Annotated in this window: 20 protein-coding genes, 1 tRNA gene, 1 pseudogene and 1 other annotated feature; of the genes and pseudogenes, 17 read left to right on the plus strand and 5 right to left on the minus strand. The window is 40.2% G+C overall.

Translation table 11 applies throughout. From position 1 onward, the window contains the following. Positions 1–44: 44 nt before the first annotated feature. The 11 genes and pseudogenes from KH180_RS02580 to KH180_RS02625 all read left to right on the plus strand — a co-directional run bounded on the left by KH180_RS02580 (position 45) and on the right by KH180_RS02625 (position 14,028). Positions 45–1,109, plus strand: coding sequence for an LCP family protein (locus KH180_RS02580; protein WP_290756080.1), 1,065 nt, complete (start codon positions 45–47; stop codon positions 1,107–1,109). A 135-nt stretch (positions 1,110–1,244) separates the two neighbouring features. After that, positions 1,245–2,525 carry an LCP family protein gene (locus KH180_RS02585; protein WP_290756082.1) on the plus strand — a complete coding sequence of 427 codons (1,281 nt, stop codon included), beginning with the start codon at positions 1,245–1,247 and terminating at the stop codon, positions 2,523–2,525. Positions 2,526–2,591: 66 nt separating this feature from the next. Next, positions 2,592–3,092: an acetolactate synthase small subunit gene (ilvN, locus tag KH180_RS02590; protein WP_290756084.1), complete on the plus strand. Its 501-nt coding sequence runs from the start codon at positions 2,592–2,594 to the stop codon at positions 3,090–3,092. Between the two features lie 70 nt (positions 3,093–3,162). Further along, complete coding sequence (gene ilvC / locus KH180_RS02595; protein ID WP_290756086.1) at positions 3,163–4,179, plus strand: ketol-acid reductoisomerase; 1,017 nt, start codon at positions 3,163–3,165, stop codon at positions 4,177–4,179. Between the two features lie 495 nt (positions 4,180–4,674). Continuing rightward, positions 4,675–6,054, plus strand: coding sequence for an MATE family efflux transporter (locus tag KH180_RS02600; RefSeq protein WP_290756088.1), 1,380 nt, complete (start codon positions 4,675–4,677; stop codon positions 6,052–6,054). Positions 6,055–6,074: 20 nt separating this feature from the next. After that, a pseudogene (locus KH180_RS16925) lies at positions 6,075–6,140 on the plus strand (cysteine-rich KTR domain-containing protein); the annotation flags it as partial. A gap of 136 nt (positions 6,141–6,276) precedes the next feature. Further along, the gene (locus KH180_RS02605; RefSeq protein WP_290756090.1) at positions 6,277–8,223 is read left to right on the plus strand and encodes a 5'-nucleotidase C-terminal domain-containing protein; all 1,947 of its coding nucleotides are present in this window, start codon (positions 6,277–6,279) and stop codon (positions 8,221–8,223) included. A 33-nt stretch (positions 8,224–8,256) separates the two neighbouring features. Beyond that, complete coding sequence (locus KH180_RS02610; protein WP_290756092.1) at positions 8,257–10,839, plus strand: ATP-binding protein; 2,583 nt, start codon at positions 8,257–8,259, stop codon at positions 10,837–10,839. Between the two features lie 8 nt (positions 10,840–10,847). Beyond that, the gene (locus KH180_RS02615) at positions 10,848–12,302 is read left to right on the plus strand and encodes a GntR family transcriptional regulator (protein WP_290756093.1); all 1,455 of its coding nucleotides are present in this window, start codon (positions 10,848–10,850) and stop codon (positions 12,300–12,302) included. A gap of 42 nt (positions 12,303–12,344) precedes the next feature. Next, positions 12,345–13,202 carry a GGDEF domain-containing protein gene (locus tag KH180_RS02620; protein WP_290756095.1) on the plus strand — a complete coding sequence of 286 codons (858 nt, stop codon included), beginning with the start codon at positions 12,345–12,347 and terminating at the stop codon, positions 13,200–13,202. A gap of 91 nt (positions 13,203–13,293) precedes the next feature. Then, entirely contained in the window at positions 13,294–14,028 is a 735-nt protein-coding gene (locus KH180_RS02625; protein WP_290756097.1) for a tRNA lysidine(34) synthetase, read from the plus strand. A gap of 24 nt (positions 14,029–14,052) precedes the next feature. Here KH180_RS02625 and KH180_RS02630 read toward each other — a convergent pair whose 3' ends face one another. After that, positions 14,053–15,156: a LacI family DNA-binding transcriptional regulator gene (locus tag KH180_RS02630; protein WP_290756099.1), complete on the minus strand. Its 1,104-nt coding sequence runs from the start codon at positions 15,154–15,156 to the stop codon at positions 14,053–14,055. Between the two features lie 192 nt (positions 15,157–15,348). Then, complete coding sequence (locus tag KH180_RS02635) at positions 15,349–15,789, minus strand: GNAT family N-acetyltransferase (protein ID WP_290756101.1); 441 nt, start codon at positions 15,787–15,789, stop codon at positions 15,349–15,351. Positions 15,790–16,008: 219 nt separating this feature from the next. Here KH180_RS02635 and KH180_RS02640 point away from each other — a divergent pair, with 219 nt between their 5' ends. The 3 genes from KH180_RS02640 (at position 16,009) to KH180_RS02650 (ending at position 16,903) form a co-directional block, all read left to right on the plus strand. Then, on the plus strand, positions 16,009–16,134 hold the full coding sequence (locus tag KH180_RS02640; protein WP_290756103.1) for a hypothetical protein: 126 nt from the start codon (positions 16,009–16,011) through the stop codon (positions 16,132–16,134). 130 nt (positions 16,135–16,264) lie between these two features. Continuing rightward, positions 16,265–16,339: transfer RNA gene (locus tag KH180_RS02645), tRNA-Pro, on the plus strand. A 135-nt stretch (positions 16,340–16,474) separates the two neighbouring features. Then, complete coding sequence (locus KH180_RS02650; protein WP_290756105.1) at positions 16,475–16,903, plus strand: EamA family transporter; 429 nt, start codon at positions 16,475–16,477, stop codon at positions 16,901–16,903. An 84-nt stretch (positions 16,904–16,987) separates the two neighbouring features. On the opposite strand, the gene thrS is transcribed toward KH180_RS02650, so the two are convergent. The 3 genes from thrS to KH180_RS02665 form a co-directional block, all read right to left on the minus strand. Further along, on the minus strand, positions 16,988–18,922 hold the full coding sequence (gene thrS / locus KH180_RS02655; protein ID WP_290756107.1) for a threonine--tRNA ligase: 1,935 nt from the start codon (positions 18,920–18,922) through the stop codon (positions 16,988–16,990). Between the two features lie 57 nt (positions 18,923–18,979). Beyond that, positions 18,980–19,195, minus strand: a binding site (T-box leader). Positions 19,196–19,339: 144 nt separating this feature from the next. Continuing rightward, on the minus strand, positions 19,340–20,410 hold the full coding sequence (locus KH180_RS02660; protein ID WP_290756109.1) for a hypothetical protein: 1,071 nt from the start codon (positions 20,408–20,410) through the stop codon (positions 19,340–19,342). Between the two features lie 31 nt (positions 20,411–20,441). Further along, positions 20,442–22,499, minus strand: coding sequence for a S8 family peptidase (locus KH180_RS02665; protein WP_290756111.1), 2,058 nt, complete (start codon positions 22,497–22,499; stop codon positions 20,442–20,444). A 423-nt stretch (positions 22,500–22,922) separates the two neighbouring features. On the opposite strand from KH180_RS02665, the gene KH180_RS02670 reads away from it, so the two are divergent. From KH180_RS02670 to KH180_RS02680, 3 genes are read left to right on the plus strand one after another with little or no spacing between them, the layout of a single operon-like run. Then, complete coding sequence (locus KH180_RS02670; RefSeq protein WP_290756113.1) at positions 22,923–23,306, plus strand: BlaI/MecI/CopY family transcriptional regulator; 384 nt, start codon at positions 22,923–22,925, stop codon at positions 23,304–23,306. 6 nt (positions 23,307–23,312) lie between these two features. Beyond that, positions 23,313–24,461, plus strand: a complete 1,149-nt coding sequence (locus tag KH180_RS02675; RefSeq protein WP_290756114.1) for a M56 family metallopeptidase — start codon at positions 23,313–23,315, stop codon at positions 24,459–24,461. Further along, positions 24,445–24,690: a hypothetical protein gene (locus tag KH180_RS02680; protein ID WP_290756116.1), complete on the plus strand. Its 246-nt coding sequence runs from the start codon at positions 24,445–24,447 to the stop codon at positions 24,688–24,690. Before KH180_RS02675 ends, KH180_RS02680 begins: the two co-directional genes overlap by 17 nt. Positions 24,691–24,704: the final 14 nt, after the last annotated feature.

Genomic DNA, 24,704 nt, shown 5'->3' on the forward strand with positions numbered 1-24,704 from the left:
TTACAATAGATAAAATTACAGACATACGTTTGGAGGATAAGGAAATGGGAAAGAAATTTAAAATTGTTACGGCTGTTTTCCTTGTAATTGCTCTGTCTATCGGAGGAGTTTTAGGATACTATGATGCAAAATTAGAAGCTTCTGTGACACCGAAAGGAAACTTGAGCAAGGTTGACGTGGGAGACGACGTTAAATTTGATAAAGATGTAGTCAATATTCTGCTGGTAGGCTCTGACCGGAGATCAGACGAGACAGAAGCAGGGCGGTCTGACTCCTCAATGATTGCTACGATTAATATGAAAACAAAAGAGCTGAAACTGACGTCTTTAATGCGGGATATGTATGTAGATATCCCGGGCCATGGAAGAGATAAACTGAATTCGGCATACTCTTACGGCGGTGTGGATCTGCTTTACAAGACCATTGCACAAAATTTTGATATAAAGATTGATAAGTATTGTGTAGTAGATTTTTCTACATTTGAAAAGGTGATCAATGAGGTCGGCGGCATTGAAATTAATCTCGAGGAGAAAGAAGCAAATTATCTCAATACAACAAACTATATTTCCAAAAAGAAGTACCGCACGGTCAAGGCAGGAAAACAGATTTTAAACGGAAACCAGGCTCTCGGATATTCCAGAGTAAGGTATGTGTCCAACAGCAGATACGGTGACGGGGAGTTCGGAAGGACCGGCCGCCAGAGAGCTGTTTTGGAAGCCACGTACAAGAAAATTATTAAGCAGAATCCAATGAAAATTCTGGACATCGGATTCAGTGCATTGGATGATGTTTCTACCGATATGAATGCCAGCTATATTAAAGGGCTGGTTATGTCCGTAGTTGAGTTCGGAGTTCCGAAGGTCCAGCAGATGAGGATACCAATTGAGGGTACCTACATGCAGGGAAGAGCCCAGAACCGGATGTTTGTTTTCTTCATCAACTTTGATGCCAATAAGGCAGCTATGGAACACTTTATTTTCAGCAAAGGAAAAGACGAGGATTTTGCTGCAAAATACGGCGGATATCAAAATGTTGAAACTTATGGTTATTCAGCAATACCGGATTCAGAGGATGCGGTGGACAGTTCTCCTGGAAGTTATAAAAGATAACTTTTGGCTGTTACATAAAGTCGATTTAGCAAAGATATTGTAAAAACTTCAGGTTTAATTAAGAAACGACCTATTGTTTTTTGATATAATATGCTATAATTGTAGACTAATATATACCAAATCAGGAGGATTAGCATGACGCTGAAGACATATAAGATCATTTTGAGCATATTTTTAGTAATATCGGTTGCAGCAGGAGGCGTTCTTGGATATTACGATGCCAGGCTGGAAGCCGCTATTAATAAGACCGGGGATCTGGGAAATGTAGACGTAGGAAACGTCAAGTTTGACAAAGATGTTGTGAACATTTTGCTGGTAGGCTCTGACAGGCGCTCTGACGAGGAGGCTGCCGGGCGGTCTGATTCCTCTATGATCGCAACGATAAATTTTAAGACGAAAGAACTGAAACTGACCTCTATTATGAGGGATATTTATGTGGAGATACCGGGCCATGGAAAAGATAAGCTGAATTCAGCCTATGCCTACGGAGGTGTAGAGCTTCTTTATAAAACCATTGCCAAAAACTTTGGGATCAAGATTGATAAATACTGTGTCGTTGACTTTGACACCTTTGAAAAGGTAATCAACGAAGTGGGAGGTATTGAGATTGATCTGGAGGAAAAAGAAGCTAAATATTTGAATACCACGAATTATATTTCAAAGAAAAAATACCGTACAGTAAAAGCAGGCAAACAGACTTTAAACGGAAATCAGGCACTTGGATATTCCAGAATCCGTTATGTAGTATCTAAAAAGTACGGGGATGGAGATTTCGGCCGTACCGGCCGCCAGAGAGCTGTTCTTGAAGCTACCTTCAACAAGGTGAAAAACCAGAGCCTTACAAAGATTCTGGATATTGCACTGAAAGTGCTGGGTGATGTATCCACAGATATGGATGCAGATTATATGAAGAGCCTTGCAGCATCTGTAATAAAAATGGGTACCACAGATATTGACCAAATGAGGATACCGATTGAAGGTTCCTATAAGATGGGCAGAGCACAGCACAATATGTTTGTCTTCTTTATAAACTTTAATGCCAACAAAGCGGCTATGAATTATTTTATTTTTGGTGACGGCAAGGTCGGAGACGGATCGGATGAGGCCTTTGCCAAGGAATACGGAGGAACCGGAGGGGTGGAGACCTTTGGATATTCAGGGGTGTCTGACACTTCCTCTACCTCCAGCACTTCATCGGGAAGTTCCGGGAATACCGGATCCAATAATTACGGAGGTTCTACAAGAAGCAACTATTCCACGTCTTCCACAAGCAGTACCAGGAGACCGGCAGCCACATCGACCTCTAAGCCGTCCACAACAGCTACGCAGGCTACAACGGCTCAGTCTACTCAGGCAACACATGCCACAACGGCTGCGAAACCTGACAATACAGGACAGGAAGCCGGAGATGAATAGATTTTAAGTGATTTCTTGACACTGAATATTAGAATTGATAGAATTGTTAGGAGGATGAAGTCGTCTATGAAACAAATAGTATTATCAATTGTAGCTGAAAATAATCCTGGAGTGCTCAGCCGCATATCCGGACTGTTCAGCCGCAGAGGTTATAATATTGACAGTATTACGGCCTGTAAGACACAGGATGAAAAGTATTCAAGAATGACAATCGCAGTGAGCGGGGATGATACCATTCTGGCTCAGATCAAGAATCAGCTGATTAAACTTGAAGATGTCATAAGACTTGTAGAACTTGAAGATCCCACATCTGTCTGCAGGGAATTGATTTTGGTGAAGATACGTACAGGTAAGGCTCAAAAGCAGGAGATCATCACAATTGCCGATATTTTCAGAGCGAAAGTTGTGGATGTGGCAAAAGATTCACTGATGATTGAACTTACCGGAAATGTCAATAAGATTGAAGCTTTCATAAGCTTGCTGGAGGATTTTGATATTCTGGAACTTGTGAGAACAGGGCTTACCGGTCTGTCCCGCGGGGAAACCGTGCCGAGACTTGTCAAGTAGGCACACATTTAATTTAAAAGGTATGGGAATACCCCTTACTTATAAAGCCTAGAAAATGGAGGAATGTAAAATGGCAAAGATTTATTATCAAGAAGACTGTAACTTATCACTTTTAGACGGAAAGACCATCGCAGTGATCGGTTACGGAAGTCAGGGACATGCACACGCCCTTAATGCAAAAGAATCCGGATGCAACGTTATCATCGGATTATATGAAGGAAGCAAATCCTGGAAGAGAGCAGAAGAGCAGGGATTTGAAGTATATACAGCTGCTGAAGCTGCAAAAAAAGCAGACATCATCATGATCCTGATCAATGATGAAAAGCAGGCTACAATGTACAAAAATGATATTGAGCCTAACTTAGAAGCAGGAAATATGTTAATGTTCGCTCATGGTTTCAATATCCATTTCGGATGCATCGTGCCTCCGAAAGATGTAGATGTAACAATGATCGCTCCGAAAGGACCTGGACATACAGTAAGAAGCGAATATGAAGAAGGAAAAGGTGTTCCTTGTTTAGTAGCTGTAGAGCAGGATGCTACCGGCAAAGCATTAGACACAGCATTAGCATATGCATTAGCCATCGGAGGAGCAAGAGCCGGAGTTCTTGAGACAACCTTCAGAACAGAAACTGAGACAGACCTTTTCGGTGAGCAGGCAGTTCTCTGCGGCGGTGTTTGTGCATTAATGCAGGCTGGTTTTGAGACTTTAGTAGAAGCCGGATATGATCCGAGAAACGCATACTTTGAGTGTATCCATGAAATGAAGCTCATCGTTGACTTGATCTACCAGTCAGGATTCTCAGGAATGAGATATTCTATCTCTAACACTGCAGAATACGGTGACTATATTACAGGACCGAAAATTATCACAGAAGATACAAAGAAAGCTATGAAGAAGATCCTTTCTGATATTCAGGACGGAACTTTTGCAAAAGACTTCTTAGTAGATATGTCTGATGCAGGAAGCCAGGTTCACTTTAAGGCTATGAGAAAGTTAGCTTCCGAACATCCTGCAGAAGTAGTAGGAGAAGAAATCAGAAGCTTATACAGCTGGTCTGACGAAGACAAACTGATCAACAACTAATTTTATACATAACAGCAAAAAGATCCGCAGGATAATCCGGCGGATCTTTTTATAGCATAGGAAATTCCTTCAAAATCCCCTATGGCTCTCAAAGAGTGGGGGATTTTGAAGATAAGTAACTCGTCCACTTTGTTCCTTTGCGTCAGCGAAATCCGGAGACGATTGACAACATATATGGGAATCGCTATAATTACTTTGTAATAAGTTTTCAGAAAGGGTGAGTACAATGTTATTTGGAAAATTTTGCATTGAATACAGCTCCGCACAATTTGATACTTCAAAACATTGTACGGAGACTAAAAGACACGGGAACATTTATATTTAGGCTTGCTCCAACATAACCTTATTATGTGGGGCTTTGTTTGCATATATATATCATTATGATGTTCGGGCAGTAGGCAATGTTTTGTCTGCTGCCTTTTGTTTCGTCATGCAGAGGGCACACTATATCGTGGCTACCCTCTGCTTTTTTTATTCAGAAAGGATTTTAAGATAATGAAAGAAGAACAGAATTTAACAACAGGAAGCGTACCGAAGAAGTTAATTATATTTGCGCTTCCGCTATTGCTTGCTAATCTCTTGCAATCTTTTTATAGTATTGTAGATATGCTTGTTGTCGGAAATATCGTTGGAGAAACAGGTCTTGCCGCAATCAGTAATGCGTCTATGATAAGTTTTATCATCAATTCAATTTGTATCGGAGTGACAATAGGCGGTACTGTTTTAATCGCCCAATATAAGGGGGCAAATGATGAACAAGGACAAGTCGAAACAGTTGGAACATTATTCGGAATATCCCTTATTGCTTCATTTGTCGTAACGATAATAGGATTGCTTGTATATGAGCTGCTTTTTCAAATTTTGAGTGTTCCTGCGGCTTCTATGCAGGACGCTTGCGAATATATGAAAATCATCTGCTGCGGCACTATATTTGTGTTTGGTTACAATGCAGTTTGCTCCATTATGAAAGGCTTTGGAGATTCAAAAAGTCCTCTGTATTTTATAGCGGTTGCGACGGCTGTAAATATCATATTGGACTTGATTTTAGTTGGTCCGTTTGACATGGGAACAGCAGGAGCCGCCTATGCAACTATTTTTTCGCAGGGTGTTTCTCTTTTTGTATCAATCATTCACTTGAAAAGGAAAAAGTTTGTCTTTGATTTTAAAATAAAAAACTTTGCCATAAAATCAGATAAACTGGTAACTGTCTTAAAAGTTGGATTGCCTACTGCTATTCAAATGGTAATCGTTAATATATCTTATCTTCTAATTACAGGAATGTTTAATCAATTTGGCGTATCGGTTGCCGCAGCGTCCGGCGTAGGGCTTAAAGTCAATACATTCGCAGGTATGCCCTGTTGGGCAATCGGACAGGCTGTTACTGCTATGGTCGGGCAGAACGTAGGGGCAAACGATATAGAGCGTGTGAGAAAGACAGCAAAAATCGGGTTGCTTTTGAATCTATTGGTTACATTGATTGCCATTATCATTGTGCAATTATTTGCAGGGCAAATTATTATGTTATTTGAGCCGGAAAGCCCGGAAGTTATAAAAGACGGCGTTCTGTATCTAAGAATATGTTGCGGTATCAACAGTTTGATTTATGCAGTCATGTACACATTTGATTCTTTCGCTATCGGGATAGGCTCCGCAAACATCGCTATGATAAACGCGCTTTTGGACGCAGTGTTTGTCCGATTGTCCGTAAGTTGGATTTTAGCATTTGTTATTCATATTGGATTTACAGGTATCTATATCGGTCAAGCAGTTTCTCCTATATTACCCGCGATTGTCGGATTGATATATTTCAAAACTAAATCATGGGAGAAGAAAAAGCTGATACATCATGCGGAAGGGAGAGTGGAGCAGCCATGAAGCAATCAGAATGACTATTATGCCCTATATGCAATAATAAAACCTGTATTAGGGTACGGGAAGATACCGAACTAAAGAGCAGCTGAAAAATTCATAAATGTTCGGCATGTAAAATATCCGTTTTCTGTTGCTAAATAGCGGTATCTGCATTATAATAATCTGGATAAGGTACCAAGAAAGTTCCCCGAAGATTTCCAAGAAAAACAAAGAGGAGGAAACCATATGAAGCGCAATGCAGCCTGGAAAATTGCAGGTATATTAATCACTGTTCTGATACTTATGACTTTGGCAGGCTGCAGCCGGAAGCAGCCAAAAGAAAAAACTGTAATCAAAATACTTTATGCCAATAACTTTAAACAGGTAGAAGCGTTGGTAGAGTCCACCTATGATGACATTGACCTTCAGGTGGAATTATCACTTTATTCCAGCGAGCAGCTTCGGCGTTTAGAGAGAGGGGGAGGACCGGATCTGGTTATAGCACCCCAGCCTGATTCAAATCTGGTGCGGAAATATTTGATGGACATCAGCGACACAAAGGCAAGCTCAGCATATGACGGTACCATTATGAGCGCTTCAAAACTGGATGGAAAGACCTATTTGATTCCGCTGCCTGGTGTCTATGGCGGATATGTAGTTAATGAAACACTGTTTAAACAGGCTGGCCTTTCTATGCCTGCAAATAATAAAGAATTGGTAGCTGCGCTTTCCACGTTGAAGAAAAAAGGGCTTGGTGTCGGAGAAGACAACATTAATTTTTCCATCATGAACGACTATAATACATCAATTGGCATGTTTTTAGTTGGAGATATGGTACCAGATTTTCTGGGGACAGTCGAAGGAGTCAAATGGCTGGCGGATTTCAAAAATAGGAAGGCGACCTTTTCCGGCGTTTGGGAACAGAGCTTTACACTGACAGATGCTCTTGTAGAGGCAGGGGTCATGGATCCTCAGGAAATTGCCCTCCAGCGTAATTCGGTCCTTTGCCAGCAGCGTCTGAGCAATGGTACTCTTGCTGCAGCTTTTGGTGATTCTGCATTGTATTATGAATGTATTGCCAAAAATCAGGAGGCAGTTAAGGAGGGAACGTCCAAAGCATATACTTACCGCATGCTTCCGTTTCTCAGTGACAAAGGAAATAAGCCGTGGTTTCTTTTTTCTCCTTCTGCGCTCATGGGGATAAATAAATCCATTAGTAAAGAAAAGAAGGATGCCTGTAAGCGCGTATTGGATTTGCTGTCTACGTCCAAAGGCCAGGATGCCTTAATTAAAGATTTGGGTGCGGGCATGTCCTGTCTTACAGATTACCAGCAGAAGGATGATTTGATTCCAAGAGGTGCAGAAAAATATGTGAAATCCGGATATGTTTATAATGTTCTGTTCCCAGGAAAAACAGTGGAATACCTGGGAGGCAATGTGAGAAACATTATGGCCGGAAAATGTACAGTAAAAGAGGCAATGCAGGCGATTGATCAATTTCATTACGGAGGATCGGACAAGTTATCCTATGATTTTACCGAAATTGGAAAGATGAAACATGACCTGCTTTTTGAGGATTTCAACGTCCGGAGAGGTGAAACTGAACTCGGCAATTTTATAGCAGACTGTGTTGCTGAGGCCTCAGACGCCCCTATTGCAGTCGTCAACGGAGGAGGAATTCGTGCTAGTTTTTACCAGGGGGTGGTCTATGGCGGAGATGTTGACGTGGTTTGTCCATTTGATAACCGAATCATTGTTTTGGAAATGGACGGGCAGACTCTGTGGGATATGCTTGAAAACGGTGTGTCGACCTGCACGGATGAGTTTCCCAGCGGGCGGTTTTTACAGGTTTCAAAGGGGATGAATTATACTTTTGACAGCAGCAAACCGGCTGGAAGCAGGATTGTGAGCGTGACAATGTCTGATGGATCGGCTCTGAAACTGGATGAGAGATACAAGGTAGCGGTTACTGACTATATGGCCGGTTCCAAAACCTATGCGGAAGGTAACGGGGATGGGTATACAATGCTTAACATTTACGATAAATCTACCCCAAAGGGTAACGTAAAGATGGTAAAAGAAACCGGGCTGTTTTACCGCGATGCCTTGGCTCAGTATTTTGAACAGCACAGAAATACTGCTGTAGATGCGAAACAGGAAGGAAGAATCCGTGATTTGGCACAAAACAAATAAACAGAGCTGCCAGACAGAAAGGATGAGGGAAGATTGAAATCAGAAATAAAGAAGAATGAAAAACACCGGATGCTGGTTTTTGTTCCCGGGCTGCTTATATTGGTCGCCGTTCTCTGTGTTCTGGCAGTGATGATTTATCAGAAAGTATCAGAACGCACAGTGACTAATATCAGCGGGGTTTACCTCAAGGAAATGACCACGCAGATCAGCAGCCATTTACGCACTAACCTGGACAGTCAGTTTTCTCAGATTCAAACGATCACTAATGCAATATCCAGGGATGACTTGAAGGATGAATCAAGCCTAAAACATTTCTTATCACAGGCGCAGAAGGACAATGACTTTAAACACATTGCATTCATCAGTGACAAGGGAATCGCTTATTCTCCTGAAGGTACTGTACCTGCAATGTCGAAGATCACCGATCTTGATAAACTGTTGAATAACTCTGAGGAACTGATTTCTGTCAATGAAACTATTTGGGAAAACGGCACGATTCTGCTGGGAACTGCTATGGAGCCCGTACAGTTTCAAGACAGCCGATTGGTCGCTGTAATTACCGGACTGAATACTTCCGATATTGGATCAAGACTTGGCCTGGATAGTGAGACAGAAACCAATTCTTATACAAACATTGTGACCCAAAACGGAGATTTTGTTTTCAAAAGCGCTTTTTCTGCCAGTGCATTGCAGGGCAATAATTTATTCACAATCTATGAGCAGCAGGCGAGTTTTGACGAGGGATATGATTTTCAGTCTTTCCGCTCCTCTGTTGCATCAGGAGAAAGCGGCCTGACGTTGCTGACCATCGGTTCAAATCATGTATACCTTTATTATGTACCTATTGCGGGAACAGATTGGTATATGGTGACCAGTATGGCATATGAAACGGTAAATGATCAAATTGTCTACTTAAGTCAGTTCATGGCGGCTGGGGGCGTAGGCATCTTTTGCATCGTGCTTATCACTGTGCTTGCCTTCTTTTTACTGCTAAGGCGCAGTGAAAATCGCAGTAACGAACTGCTTTTGATGGAAAAAGAACGGGCAGAGAAGGCAAACAGGGCAAAAAGTGACTTTCTTTCCCAAATGTCTCACGAAATCCGTACACCGCTCAACGGTATTATGGGAATGGTAGAGCTTGGGAAAAACCATATCGGGGAACCTGACCGGATGCGTAATTGCCTGGATAAGATTACTCTTTCATCGACACATCTCCTGTCTTTGATTAACGATATTCTGGATATGTCTAAAATCGAGAGCGGAAAAATAGAGCTGCATCCTGAGCGGTTTGACTTAGGCCAGCTTCTGCGGGCACTGACGACAGTATTCCATGTGCAGGCGGTCAGCAGGCAGATCGATTTCCAAATAGTACTCTATGGTGAGGTTGCAGAGTTTTTGATTGGCGATGCACTTCGCCTGAATCAGATTTTGACGAATCTGCTCTCCAATGCGGTAAAGTTTACACCTGCCAAAGGCCATGTAAAGCTGAAAGTGGCAACACTGCGCCGTGAAGAAAAGGAGATATGGATCCGCTTTGAGGTCCGGGACACCGGACGGGGAATCGCCCCTGAAAATATTGACCGTATTTTTGAAGCCTTCACGCAGGAAAACAGCGGAATCGTCCGGCAATACGGCGGTACCGGACTTGGACTGCCTATTACAAAGAATTTTGTAGAAATGATGGGCGGCACTATTTCTGCTACAAGTGAAGTGAATGCAGGCAGTATTTTTACGGTTGATCTGCCCTTTTCTTATACAGCGGCTGATATGGATGAAAATAGACAGCGCTGCGGAAACGGCCAGCGGGTTCTGATCGTAAACCAGACAGAAGAACTAAAAACACATCTTGCAGATGTACTGAAAAAAGAAAACTTCCAGGTAGATTCTATATCCGATGAAGCCAGTGCCCTGCAGATCATCCAAACAGCCGCACAAAACGGGACTTCCTATGAACTGTGTTTTATAAAGTGGGACGCTTCCCATGATATGCAGGCATTTACTGCAGAAATTCGAAACGAGGCGAAAAACGGTTCCCTAAAAATTATTCTGACGGGACAAGACCAGGACGAGTTGGATGATACAGCGGCTTCATGCGGAGCTGACGCCACTTTGTGCAGACCGATATTCCACTCGGACGTTGAAAGGCTGATGATGAAGTTTAAAGGAGAAGAGAGAGATCAGGAACAAAAGGAAGAGACCAATGTGCTGGATGGTGCACAAGTTCTGGTAGTAGAAGATAATGAGATTAACCTGGATATTGTTGTCGCTCTGCTGCAGGATGCAGGTGCTGTTGTTACCACTGCTATAAATGGCCAGGAAGCTGTTGCACGATTTTCTGAAGCCCCCAATGGATTTTATGATCTGGTCCTGATGGATATGCAGATGCCGGTAATGGACGGCTGCAGTGCAACGCAGTCCATCCGTGCTCTTTCTCGTTCAGATGCGAAAAATGCTATTATCATTGCTATGACGGCAAACTCCTTTCCTGAGGATGTTGAAAAGTGTCTGGAGAGCGGCATGAATGCTCATATTGCGAAGCCTTTTATGATGAAAGACATAATCAGCGCCTACACAGAAGTATTGCAGGAACAGGAAAAAACAGCCTCTGAAAGGTAAAGATAAATATGTTGATGTATGACAGGGTTTATCAATCTTTAAAGAACAAAATTGAATGCGGGCTGCTGCCGGAGGGAACAAGTCTTCCTTCCCGGGCAGATTTATGCCTGGAATTTGGGACTTCAGAAAAAACGATCCGGCGGGCTTTGTCCATGCTGGATAAAAAAGGTTTGATTGAAACATCCCAAAGAAAACGTCCCGTGGTAAGATCTAATCGCAATGACAGCCATAAAACTACCACATTTGCCCTTAAAAAAATAGACAAAGATATTACAAGTGATGTGCTGAAAACCGGAGTGCTGCTGTGCTATCCGGTAATCAAAAAAGGAATCTTGTGCTGTAAGAAAGAAGACCTTAAAATTCCGCGAAGAATTGTGGATCATATGGATGTCGAAAATGCATCAGAGTTTTGGAAATTGTCCAAACGGTTTTACCGGTTTTTTGCTGCCAGAAATGAGAATTCCCTGATACTGCAGGCTGTTGACAGTCTGGGCCTTGCTGAACTGAGACCGCTTCATGATGATATTCAAATCAGAACCAGATATTATGAACAAGTGCAGGAGTTTATGAGGGTTCTTGAAACAGGCGGTGCACCGGAAAGTGTTCATTTTGATGATATGTCCGGCATGTATGGGATGACAGACGGAGCCGTCCCTGCATTTCAGGCTGATCCCCACTCTACAGTGCTTCTCGGAAGAAAGCAGATGGAGAAGCTGCTGGAGGTTTCAGAGATAAGATATTCGGCTGTATATATGGATATTATCGGATTGATTTCAGCAGGCCGCTATCGGCGGGGAGATCAGCTTCCAACTCACAAAGAACTTCAGAAGATTTATAATGTAAGTGTTGATACTACTATTAAAGCGATACAGGTCCTCCGGGAATGGGGTGTTGTAAAGACAGTCCGGGGAAATGGTATTTTTGTGGAGATGGACCAACACGATATCCAAAAGATTCACGTAACGCCTCATTTGATTGCCTGTCATGTCCGGCGTTATCTAGACTCGCTGGAACTGCTGACTCTGACTGCAGAGGGTGCCGCCGCCTGCGCTGCTGCAAATATTGCGCGGCCAGAGATTGAGACGGTAAAAGGTAAAATCAGCCGCCTGTGGAATGAGGACTATCTGTATGAGCGGTCACCCGCGATTCTTTTGGATCTTATTACGGAACATATCGGAATAAAGACCATGGGTGTTATTTATAGTCTGCTGCAAAGAAATTTTCGGATTGGCAGAAGTATTCCGGGACTGCTGACCACAGAAAAAATACCGGTGAACTGTGAGATTCACGGGCAGTGTATAGAGGTGATTAACATCCTTTCTGATGGAAATCAGGAAAAGTTCTCTGAAAAAATTGCCCAAGTGTATGAGCGTATCTATTTTCTGGTGGAAGAGGAATGCAGGCGTCTTGGATATTATGAAGAGTCGAGGAAGGTCTATGACGGAACAGCATTATGGAAATAAGATCCGCAGAAAGGGATATATCATTGAAAGGGGTACCGCAGCATGTTTGACGATTTATTTTCCATTACATTTCCTGGGTTTTTGAGTGTCAGAGATGCCAATCAAAGAATTATACATCTCAACCAGAATTTTCGGGATTGGATCGCTGCATATACAGATGTTGAGCCGTTGGGAAAAACAAATATTGAATTGGCACGTCTAGTGCCGAAAGAGGTGGCAGACACTTTTCTGCAGTGCCATGACGGAAGTATAGCGCTTCAAAATATGGATGGTCCTTCACGATTTGGCAGTGGGCTGAAAAAGATCATTGATTTTAAATCACCGGATGGAAAGCCGGAACATACATCCTATTATGATGTGACAAAGTACAGTGTTGTAATTGATGAGAACTATTACATCTTTACCATTTCTTATGATATTACCGAACTATATCTTGAGAATCAATTAAATCAGTTTTATTCTACTGTTGATCCGCTGACAGGAGCATATAACCGCCGTTATTTGAGCAGGCATATGCAGTTTGTAAAAGGAAATCCGGTAGTTTTAATCGATCTTGACAACTTTAAAATGGTCAATGATTATGAGGGACACTATGTGGGTGACAGGATCCTGAAGGATTTTGCTGCCTTTTTAAAGGATAATTTACCAGGGCTTATGTGCATAATACGGCTGGGAGGAGATGAGTTTCTGCTGGTTTTTTCGGAGGGTACAGGGAAGGATCAGCTGACCGGCTTGATGAAGCACGTCCGCCGGCGGTATGAAGAGAATTACAGCCAATACAAATATCTGTCATTCAGCTTTGGATTAGCAACGGCAACAGATCATCTTGGAGAAACCATATCCCTGCTGGATGAGGCTATGTATGCAGATAAGGCGAGGAAGAGAAGAAGAAATACTTAGGGATGGTTTTGCTGTACCAATAGTAGAACTTCCAGTATATATATGTTATACTAAAATCCGAAAATCTATCAAGAAACTGAGGAAGAAGTTTATGAAGTTACAGCAAGTATTAAGCTATGTCCGCCGGGCTGTGGACGACTATCAAATGATACAGGAAGGAGATAAGATCGCAGTAGGCATCTCAGGAGGAAAAGACAGTCTGACCATGCTGTATGCCCTTGCGCATTTACGCATCTTTTATCCGAATAAGTTTGAGATTCACGGAATTACTGTAGATCTTGGCTTTGGAAACTTTGATATAACACAGGTGGAAGCACTGTGTGAAGAATTGAAAGTACCATATACTGTTGTAAAAACAGAAATTGCAGATGTGGTTTTTGAGCGAAGAAAAGAAACCAATCCATGTTCCCTCTGTGCGAAGATGAGGAAAGGTGCTCTGAATGAAAAGATAAAAGAATTAGGCTGCAATAAAGTGGCTTATGCCCATCACAAAGATGATCTGGTGGAGACCTTTTTGATGTCTATGCTGTTTGAAGGAAGGCTTCACTGTTTTTCACCGGTAACATATCTGGACCGGATGGATCTTAACGTGATCCGTCCGCTGATGTACATGGATGAAGCGGATGTCATCGGCTTTAAGAATAAAATGAATCTTCCGGTGGAGAAGAGTCCATGCCCTATGGACGGCTATACAAAAAGGCAGTATGCCAAAGAGACATTAAAAAGGCTGGATGAAGAGCACCCAGGCTCAAAGGATCACATGTTCCGTGCTATGCTTCACGGAAATTTGGAAGGATGGCCTGAAAGGCAGGAGCGGAAGAGATAAAAAGTGAACAGAGCACCGATCGGATTACTTTCTGATCGGTGCTCTGTTTGTAGAGTCCCTGACAATGAGTTTTGGCTGATATTCAATTCTTGTGATACGCTCGGCATTATCCGAAGATGAGCGCTCTTTTCCTATTTTTTTATACAGCATCTGGAATGCCTCGCTTCCTTTTTCCTGCATAAAATGCTCAATGGTAGTAAGAGAGACAGAGATCAGACGGGAAGGGAAGTTATTGTCGAATCCACAGACACTGAAATCCTTTGGTATCTCAAAGCCGGCTTTGAGAGCGGCGTCGGCAACTCCGTATGCGATGACATCATTAACGCCAATGAGAGCCGTGATCCTTGCGGCTTCGGGACTGTGCAGACACTGGTCGCACAGTTCAAATCCAATGCTGTGCTCCAGAAAGATGTTCTGGCGTTCATAAGTGGGGATGATCTTTTTTTCATAGACAGAAACAGTACATTCCGGGGACGCCTTTTTGAAAGTATCCTGAATGCCCTGGAGTCTTCTTGTCCGCATAGTATTCGGACGCTCGAGAGTAGTAGAGATAAAAGCAGCGTGGCGGTGTCCTAATTCCAGCAGATGTTCAGCGATGAGAACACCGGCGATATAGTTGCTTGTCTCAATGGTATCCAGCTGAATAGAAGAATCCTTATCCCCTATAACAACCACAGGTACACTGTCACCGATCTGTTCCACAAATTCAGGAGCACTCGGCATCATTGCAAAGATAATTCCGGATACATGCATTTCCAAAACATCTCTCAGCATTGCCTTTTCCAGGGAAGGATCTCGGAATGTATTAAAAGTAAAGACCCTATAGTCACACAGATGGGCCGTATGTTCAATCGATTGAACGATAGTGGAGTAGTAAGGGTTGGTTACATTGGGACAAAATACAGCAATGATTTTTGAAAGTTTCCCGGGAATTTTTGTATTATGCTGGGCGGATGAAGTTTGTTTGATGACATATCCGGTGGTCTTTACAGCATCCATAACTTTCTTTATTGTTTCCGCAGAGAATGTCACATCGCTTTTCTGGTTTACGATCATGGAAACTGTTGAGATCGAAACTCCTGATTGTTTGGCTACATCCTGCAGAGTAATTTTCTTTTTATTTGTCATAAGCCTCTCCCTTTGAAAGTTACAAGTATAAGAAGTAGATTATTTGAATCTGTGTTGTTTATTTTTATTATATCATAATCTATCATAAATAAAAGCAGAAGCAAAAATGAGTGAAAAACATAGGAAATAAACGGTATCTCCATCTATACGCAAAATACTAATTTAAATTATAGATGAGGGTGGTTTTCAGTTTTATTGTATTGTCAGGATCATTTTCTGGCATGGATAATCAAATACAGTCAATAATTCATCATCTATAAATCCGCATCTGTGGTAACATTCTCTTGCTGCAATTCCTTTCGGGTCTCCGGATACAAATGTCACTACCTGTATCTGTTCACCTGGTTTGAAATTAACCTTCATTTTCTCAATCAGAGCCCGCGCAGTTCCTTTTTGGCGGCAATCAGGATGTGCAGTTAAGAACTCAAGGTTATGGTCAGACTTTGAATACAGCAATAAGCCAATGAGGTTTCCGGATTTGTCCGTGGCCAATATAGCTTCATCATGTTCTATACAGTTTTCCAGAGCTTTTTTAAATTCCTCCTGTTTATATCCTGCAAAGTCATCCTTGACAATCTCTACAAATTCAATGCAGGCATTTACATCTTTGCTTTCTGCAAGTTTAATTTCCATTTTGTCCTCTCTTTCTTTATATTTACAATTCCTGTATGTGATTTGTTTGCAATATAATACTTTTGTTTTTTTATTTTAACATACAGGGGAGCCATTTTCTATCCATAGAATGTTTGCGCTGAATCGTTGCTGCTCCCCTCCTCTTCCCTATTAGCTGTTATATATTATATTGGGAAAGTATACAAACGACTGATTCTTGGCATTGCAGAAGAAAAGAAAATGGACATTCCAGATGCCCTGCTGGCTGCCTACAATTCATTTGTCAGTGAAAAAATTGATGATTATAACAGCAGTTTCTATTATGATGCTCCGCAAAATATTCTGAATGCTTTTTTGGATGGTTAGATTGAGTAGATTTTTATTTCAGAAAGGGTGGATCATAATAAACCGGCCCTTTCTATTTTTTTGTATAAGTCCTGAACATATTTAAATAGTACTTGCATCTTTCGGCAGAATCCGATAAAATATTTTCTAGCGGGGTATGGCTCAGTTTGGTTAGAGCGCACGGCTGGGGGCCGTGAGGTCGCAGGTTCGAATCCTGTTACCCCGATATCATCCCTATTTTATAGGGATTTTTGTTTTTTATAAGATAAATACAGCCGGGATTATCCAATCGTAGTCCTTTCATATGCGGGTGGGCACCTACCGACAGTCAGGCCAAAGATAAATTAAGGAGGAATAATAAATGTTTAATTATATTTGGCCAATAGGGCTGATTGTATTTTCTAATGTAGTGTACCAGATATGTGCTAAATCGGTTCCGGAGAATATGAATCCCTTTGCTTCATTGATCGTGACATATCTGGTTGGAGCAGCTTTTTCTGCACTGATGTATTTCCTTATGAATAAGGATGGGAACTTGATACATGAGTTTAACAAGCTGAATCTGGCTCCTTTTATATTCGGAATTGTCCTTGTGGGGTTAGAAGTAGGATTTATTTATGCTTACAAAGCCGGATGGCAGATAAGTGTAGTTTCGATTGTACAAAGTTCATTTTTGGCTGCAGCATTAATATTTGTGGGGTGGCTTTTTTACAAAGAAGCATTGACATGGAATAAGCTTGCTGGTGTTATCATATGTCTTATCGGACTTCTCTTTATCAATCATAAGTAAACAAGACATTGCAGTATATAAATAAAAAAGGCAGAACCTCCTGTTATCATTCCGGAGGTTCTGCCTTTTCAAAATCATTTTATCTTATTTCTCGTTATCTTCTTTTTCTACCTGGCGGATTTCTTTTGTTTTAATTTCCTTTTGAACTGCAGAAAGGAACTCATCCAAGGACATCTGTCCTTCATCTCCTTTGAAGCGGCTTCTAACGGAAACTGCCTGGTTTTCTTCCTCTTTTCCACCCACTACTAACATGTATGGAATCTTATGAAGCTGTGCCTCGCGGATCTTATAGCCCATCTTTTCAGCCCTGGTATCAATCTCAGCGCGGATGCCGGCTTTTTTCAGTGCGTCCAGGACTTTGTTTCCATAGTCTAAATGCTTGTCTGAAATCGGAATAACCTTCACCTGTACTGGTGCCAGCCAAGTCGGGAAGGCTCCGGCAAAGTGTTCGATCAAAATACCGATAAATCGTTCTATGGAACCGAAAGCAACCCTGTGGATCATGATCGGGCGGTGCTTCTCTCCGTCTGCTCCGGTGTAGTGGAGATCAAACCGCAGAGGAAGCTGGAAGTCTAACTGAATGGTTCCGCACTGCCATGTTCTTCCGATGGAATCTTCCAAATGGAAATCAATCTTCGGTCCGTAGAAAGCCCCGTCTCCTTCATTGACTACATAGTCAAGTCCAAGATCATCCAATGCACTTCTCAGAGAATCTGTAGCCATCTCCCAATCCTCATCGCTTCCCATACTGTCTTCCGGACGTGTAGATAATTCTACATGATATTTAAATCCAAACAGACTGTAAACCTGGTCAATCAGTGCTGCAACGCCTTTAATCTCATCTTTGATCTGTTCAGGCATCATAAAGATATGGGCATCATCCTGTGTAAAGCAGCGGACACGCATAAGACCGTGGAGCTGCCCGGATTTTTCGTGGCGGTGTACAAGACCAAGCTCTCCCATGCGCAGCGGCAGGTCACGGTAAGAACGAGGCTCTGACTGGTAGACTAAAACACCGCCCGGGCAGTTCATCGGTTTGATGGCAAAGTCTTCCTCATCAATAACGGTAGTGTACATATTTTCCTGATAGTGATCCCAGTGACCTGATGTTTCCCACAGATGTCTGCTCAGCATAATCGGACTGGAGATTTCTACGTAGCCTGCTTTATTATGAATCTCCCTCCAGTAATCCAGCAAAGTATTTTTAAGAACCATGCCGTTTGGCAAAAAGAAAGGAAATCCCGGCCCTTCATCTCTCATCATAAAGAGACCAAGTTCTTTTCCAAGCTTTCTGTGATCACGTTTTTTCGCCTCCTCCATCATGGTCAGGTAATCTTTTAGATCGGCCTTTTTCGCAAATGCAGTTCCGTAGATTCGGGTAAGCATCTGGTTTTTTTCATCTCCGCGCCAATATGCCCCGGCAATGCTGGTAAGCTTAAACGCTTTCACCGGCTTTGTTGTCATCAGATGCGGTCCTGCACACAAATCGATAAATTCACCCTGCTGATAGAAACTGATAATAGAATCTTCAGGAAGATCCTCAATCAGCTCCACTTTGTACGGTTCATTGCGTTCTTTCATAAATGCTATGGCTTCTTCTCTTGGTTTTGTAAAACAGGTGATGTCCAGATTCTCTTTTACGATCTTCTTCATCTCTGCTTCAATTTTCTCCAAATCATCCTGTGTAAAAGGAGTATCCTTTTCCATATCATAATAAAAACCATTGTCAATAGACGGCCCAATGGCAAGCTTTGTCTCCGGATACAGGCGCTTTACAGCCTGAGCTAAAATATGCGATGCAGTGTGGCGGAAAGCATGTCTGCCCCCTCCTGAATCAAAGGTCAGGATATTCAGCTCACAGTCATCTTCTACGACAGTCCTTAAATCCACTACTTCTCCATTGAGTTCCCCTGCACATGCAGCTCTCGCCAGTCCTTCACTGATATCCTTTGCAATATCAATCACAGACATGCTCTGGCTGTATTCTTTTACGGATCCATCTTTTAATGTAATCTTCATAGTACATTTCCTTTCTTATCTCTTATACAATAACAAAGTCCCATGGAAATTTAATTTCCATGGGACGTTATTCACGCGGTTCCACCCTTGGTTGCCTGCTCTGTTATCATACACATACAGCAGACCGCTTCATTGACGGTAACGGTGTCAGCCGGGCTGGTTTGCAGCCGCTCCGAGGTGGTTTTCATCTGTTTTAGTACTTAAGATGCTCACACCATATGCATCTCTCTCTGAAAGACTTTCACAGACTACTCTTCTCTTCAACGCTTTTTCTATTTCTCACATATTATAACACTGATATTTTTTGAAATCAATGACTTTATCATAATTTCCCATCAAATGTTATTTGTAATGGGACAGAATCTTATAATAATTCTGTCCCTAAAAATCTTTGGATCAATTCTTTGGAATTATCCATTACTTATATTGAATTTTATACTCCCCATTCATCCTTGAACCAGACTTGCTTACTTTCACGTAATAAGTTCCGCTTCCATTTTTCAAACGATAGGTTTTTGATGAATTTCCTGACAACGTGTAACTCTTTAAAGCTTTTTTTCTGCCTTTCTTGTAAATCGTAAACTTCATTTTTCCTGAATTGTTTTTTACACTCATCTTCACATAACGTTTATATCTGCTTGTCGCTCTTGACATGCGATACCAGCGGGATGCTTTTTCTGTTGTTGTATAAAGATTTGTTACGGTCTTTTTTAACTTTACTTTTTGTGCTTTTGTCTGCTTTGTCTGGTATTTTGATGTAAGTGCAGAATTTTTTATTCTTATCTGATAGATCTGATTTTCTGCTGCTTTTGATACCAGACGATATTGCCCCTGCTTTAAGCCTGTATAAAATTCCTTCTGCACATGATCATTGGCAGAGACAGTCATTTTTTGAGTGATAGATACCCATTTTCCATTGTTCTTTTTCTGAATGTAAAACACAACGTTTGAGCCATTATAACAGACCGGAGCCACATAAATAGGTTGTATACTTCTTTTCTTCACATTAAACATCTGATATATGTTTTTATTTTGCCCAGATTGTGTATATAGAATATCATTTTTAAGACTTGGTACATTATCCTTTTTTATGCTAATATTTACAACTATATTTTCCTTCATGTCATCAGGCAATTTTATAAAAAAGACATCCGTTTTCTTGACATTTTTAATAAAAATACCGCCATCCTCTGTATCTTTAATGTTCTGGACTAGCTTTTTGTTTGAATCATAAATGGAAGTTCCTTCACCGATACATAAAATCCCATCTTGTTGTGGTTGAACAGGAATCCATTTTCCCTGACTCTTTTTGGTAAAAACATATTTTATGGTTTTAGTTTTATCGGGAACCATATAAGAAATTTTTTCTTCTGCCTTTATCACCTCAACGTCTGTATATTCAATATATGATGCCTCTACCGGAACTTTTATTATTCCCATTAATATTATTAATGACAACATAACTCCAAAAACCCTTTTTATTTTCATCTCTTTTTCCTCCTTATCAAAATAAAAACATTTAGTTATAATTAATTATTGCATAATGCTTAATTACATTTGCATCAGAAAGATGTACTTCAGATCCATAACTTGATAATCGTTTTACTTTGAATGTCGGGTTCGATGGATAATAATCTGGTGCGTTAGCCGCATGAAAATCATGGCATACAGCTACATCTGAACGTTTTCCTTGATAACGGTATAATGTATTTCGTTCTGCTCGATACGCCATTTTAAATCTTGCTGGAACAAAATTAGGATTATCCGCTTCATTCTCTTTAAATTGGCCTTTTGTTTCATTAATTGCATGTGTAATACTATACCACTGGCCATTGTAATTTCTATAAGTTGAATGAGCAAATGTGTCTGTAGATGTATGCATGGCAACTCCAAAAATGAATGCTTTTTTATTTGCATTACTATAATTCTTAAAAAAAGTTTTCCCTTGGATTTTACTCATTGCAGATCTGATTCTATTATAACTATAAGTGGTCAGTCCAGGTATATCGCTTTGTGACACTGCTGTGTAAGTTTTTCCATTACCATATTGATTTCCTATTTTAATCATAAAACGATAACTGGCAAGATAATTTACTTTTTCTTTATCTGCATTTCGTCGCTCATATAAGCCATGAAAATCTGGATTTTCTGTCATTCCACTTATTCCAACAGAATCTGTTCCTGATGTATCTGGATAAGCTGCTCCTTTTTTCATTGCAGGAATATTAACCCCATTATCTGTCAGGTATTTTTGGTGATTACTGCCTGACCATAGGCCTTCTACCTTGGTTTCATCTTGATTTGTATAAGTTTTTATCTTTTTTTCATTTGTTTTGAGCTGGATGTCTTTTTTCTCTTTATACTGCTTTTCTGCAGTATTATACATATCTTTTGCATACTTGTAATCTACCAGACCATTACCATATTCTTTTTCATCGCCTAACGGCCTTGCACTCTCTTTGATTAGAGAGCTTACAAATTTATTTGACTTTGAGAGGTCTTTCTGCCATATACGGCTTGCAACACCTACAACGTGAGGAACTGACATACTCGTTCCAGAAGTTACCATTGTCTCTCCAAAAGAGCCTGTAGCCCTGACAGCTTCTCCAGGTGCCACAATATCAATTTCTTTTCCAGTAGAACTAAAAACACTGACTTCTGCGTTTGCATTTACAGAACCTACCGCTAGTACATTATCAAATGCTGCCGGATATTGAACATTATCACTTCCTTTTTCTCCTTGATTTCCAGCGGCTGCAATAACTAAGATTCCATTTGCTTCTGCGTCATCGATCGCCTGTTTTAATGCTTCTGAGTATTGGCTTGTTCCAAAGCTGATATTAATAATATTAACACCTTTATCAATTGCCCAGTAGATCCCCTCAATAACTCTGCTGATCGGTGCTTGTTTCTCTCCATCCAAAATTCTTGCTGAATAGAGTTCAACATTCTGATTTACACCTTTCACTTCACTGCCTTCACTGACAATCAGGCTGGCAATTGATGTTCCGTGACTGGATTCGTCTTCAAACATAGGTGATAGTTCTTTATCTTCTGTTATTAAATTAATTCGTTCCTTCACATTAATATTTTCTTGAAAATCTACTCCTGAATCTAATAATGCGACTTTTACTTTTTTGGAGGGAATGCTTTCTTCAGAATCAGCATTGATGCTTTTTAAATTCCAAGAAGAATTATCTTTTCTTTTTTTCTTAGATACATTAAAAGATTTTTTCTTTGATAATGAAGTCCTTTTTGTTGATGCATCAACTTTAATATCTTCTTCTACCTTTTGAACCTGACTATCTTTTTCTACTTCTTCTGCCTCAGATGCTGTCATTTTAGAAACAAGTATATTTTCATCCTTTAATAAATCTGTATTTTGTTTCTGCTCATTTATGAAAGTACCATATTTTTTTTCAATCGTCTTTGATGCTTTTTTACTGTTCGTAATGATTATGTAATTCTTTTCTTTTTCTGCTGATTTTATAGTTATTGGAGTATAGTTTATTACAAATAGACTGATTATCATAACTATAGACATTGATACTGATATTTTTGTTTTTATCTTTTTCATAACTTTAATCTCCTTTACTTTAAAAGTAGCGTGAAATTAAGACATAAAATGATTTTTATGCTACACAAGTATAAGTTGATTTAATATAAGTCATTGAAATGTCAATTGATTTTATAATCTGTATTCTGTATTACAATACTGTGCCCGCTTCGCTAATTATCAGTCAATGCTTCTGCTGTATATTTGTGAATCTGCTTTCTCGAATATTCATTTTTATATAATCAACTCCCCTCTTTTTATTTATTTCTTAATTTACTTATACTACTATTCTAAATCATTATTTTTTGAAATTCAATAACTATTTTAAATTAAAATAATTTCTTCAAAAACAAATATATTTATTTTCAGAAAATATATTTATTATATAAAAATATTGATAAAAAATGTTATAATAAGAGAAAAAGGAAATGAGGTGATACACTTATGGGTTATAAGAAATTGACCCAAAGTCAGCTTAATATTATGAAAACATTATGGAACACAGATCATGCCATGGTTGCATCTGACTTTGTAAAGATTAATCCATCCCAAAATCTTAACAGTGTCCAGTCTGCCTTGCGGGCTCTTTTGAAGAAAGGCTATATTCAGGTTTCGGAGATTGTATATAGTGGAAAGGTCTTAACCAGAAGCTATATTCCTGTGATTTCTGCAGAGGATTATGTTACAGACAGTTGTTCCGATCTTCTGACAGACTATTTATCTACCAATATTATTTCAAACTTCATAGAAAAAGAGGAGGACATGGAAACCCTTGAACGATTACAGTCTATGCTGCAAAAACGCAGAGATGAATTGGAAGGGAGGTAAGCCTATATGCTCGGACCATCTTACGGATCTGTATTGACTTGTTGCGCGTTCAGTTCGTTACTGATGATTTTCATCTGGGTAGCATCCAGGAATCCCAAGTTTATTCTACGAAATGGGACTTCTATTTTATTTGTCAGTATTCTTCTGATTATTTTACGATTATTTGTCCCTTTTAATTTTATTTTTTCATGGGATATTTATTCTGAAAAAATTGTTCCGACTCTATTAACTGTATTTTATTGGAAGATTTTTTCCATAATACTTATGGACTATCTTATAGCTGTTTTCGTTATTGTGGCTGTCATACGGCTGCTGATTTACTTTCACAGGTTATCTGCTTTTCGTAAACTTAAGAAAATTTCTTCACCACTGTCGGACCACAATATAAATCAGCTTCTTGTAGATATTTTACAAGAACATGGCTGTAAGAAGCATATCCCCATATACTGTATTCCTTCTATCGGAACTCCTGCCATTGCGGGGCTGATTCATCCGATTATCATCTTGCCTGAGACTGATTATTCTTATGAGCAATTACAGTTTATTTTAGAACATGAGCTGCAGCATTATCTTCACCATGATTTATGGTTAAAGTTCTTCTGTGAGATCATGGTATGTCTCTACTGGTGGAATCCCTTGTCATACATCATCCGCAGACAGCTAAAGAATGTTTTAGAATATGACAATGATCTGCAGATTACAAAGTCTATGCCTGAGCATCAGCGGTTAGATTATGCACAAACTCTTTTAAATACGGCTGCGCCTAAAAAAGTTCCTAACGGTCTTCCCACCATGCATTTTCGGGAGGCGGAACCTACCTGTATGGAGATGCGTTTATGTTTACTTATGAATCGTGAGAGTGCAGACCACCGAAAGATTTCTCAGTGGATTTACATAGGGTTTGTTTTGATCATTCTTCTGCTTTCGGTCTGTTTTATCATAGAACCAAGATCTATTCCTTCTGAAGTGGAAGAAACAACCTTTGAAGAGCCAACAAAGAAAAATACTTTTTTCATTAAAAGATCGGATCAGCAGGGCTATGATATGTACGTTAATAATAAATTATGCGGAAGACTGGACGGTTTGGAACTTTTTCAGGGATACAAAGTTTATAAAACAAAAAAGGAGGCATTACATTATGAAAAAATTAAGTAAAAATTTATTGACGGTCGGTATATTATGTTTATTTTCAGCTATAGTTTTTGTGATTCCAGTTTCTGCTGCCGAAAATGCTGCTCCAGAAACATCTTTACAAACTTCTGATATGACCATCTTCAGTGCCGATATTATTTGGCGTTATAAAACAGAAAACGGAAAGCTATATAAAAGAAAATTTAATACATCTACAAATAAATGGATTGGAGAATGGATTCTTGTAAAATAATAGGGGAGAAGAAA

Origin of the sequence: Anaerostipes sp., from assembly GCF_018381315.1 — a bacterium.
Taxonomy (GTDB): Bacteria; Bacillota; Clostridia; order Lachnospirales; family Lachnospiraceae; genus Anaerostipes.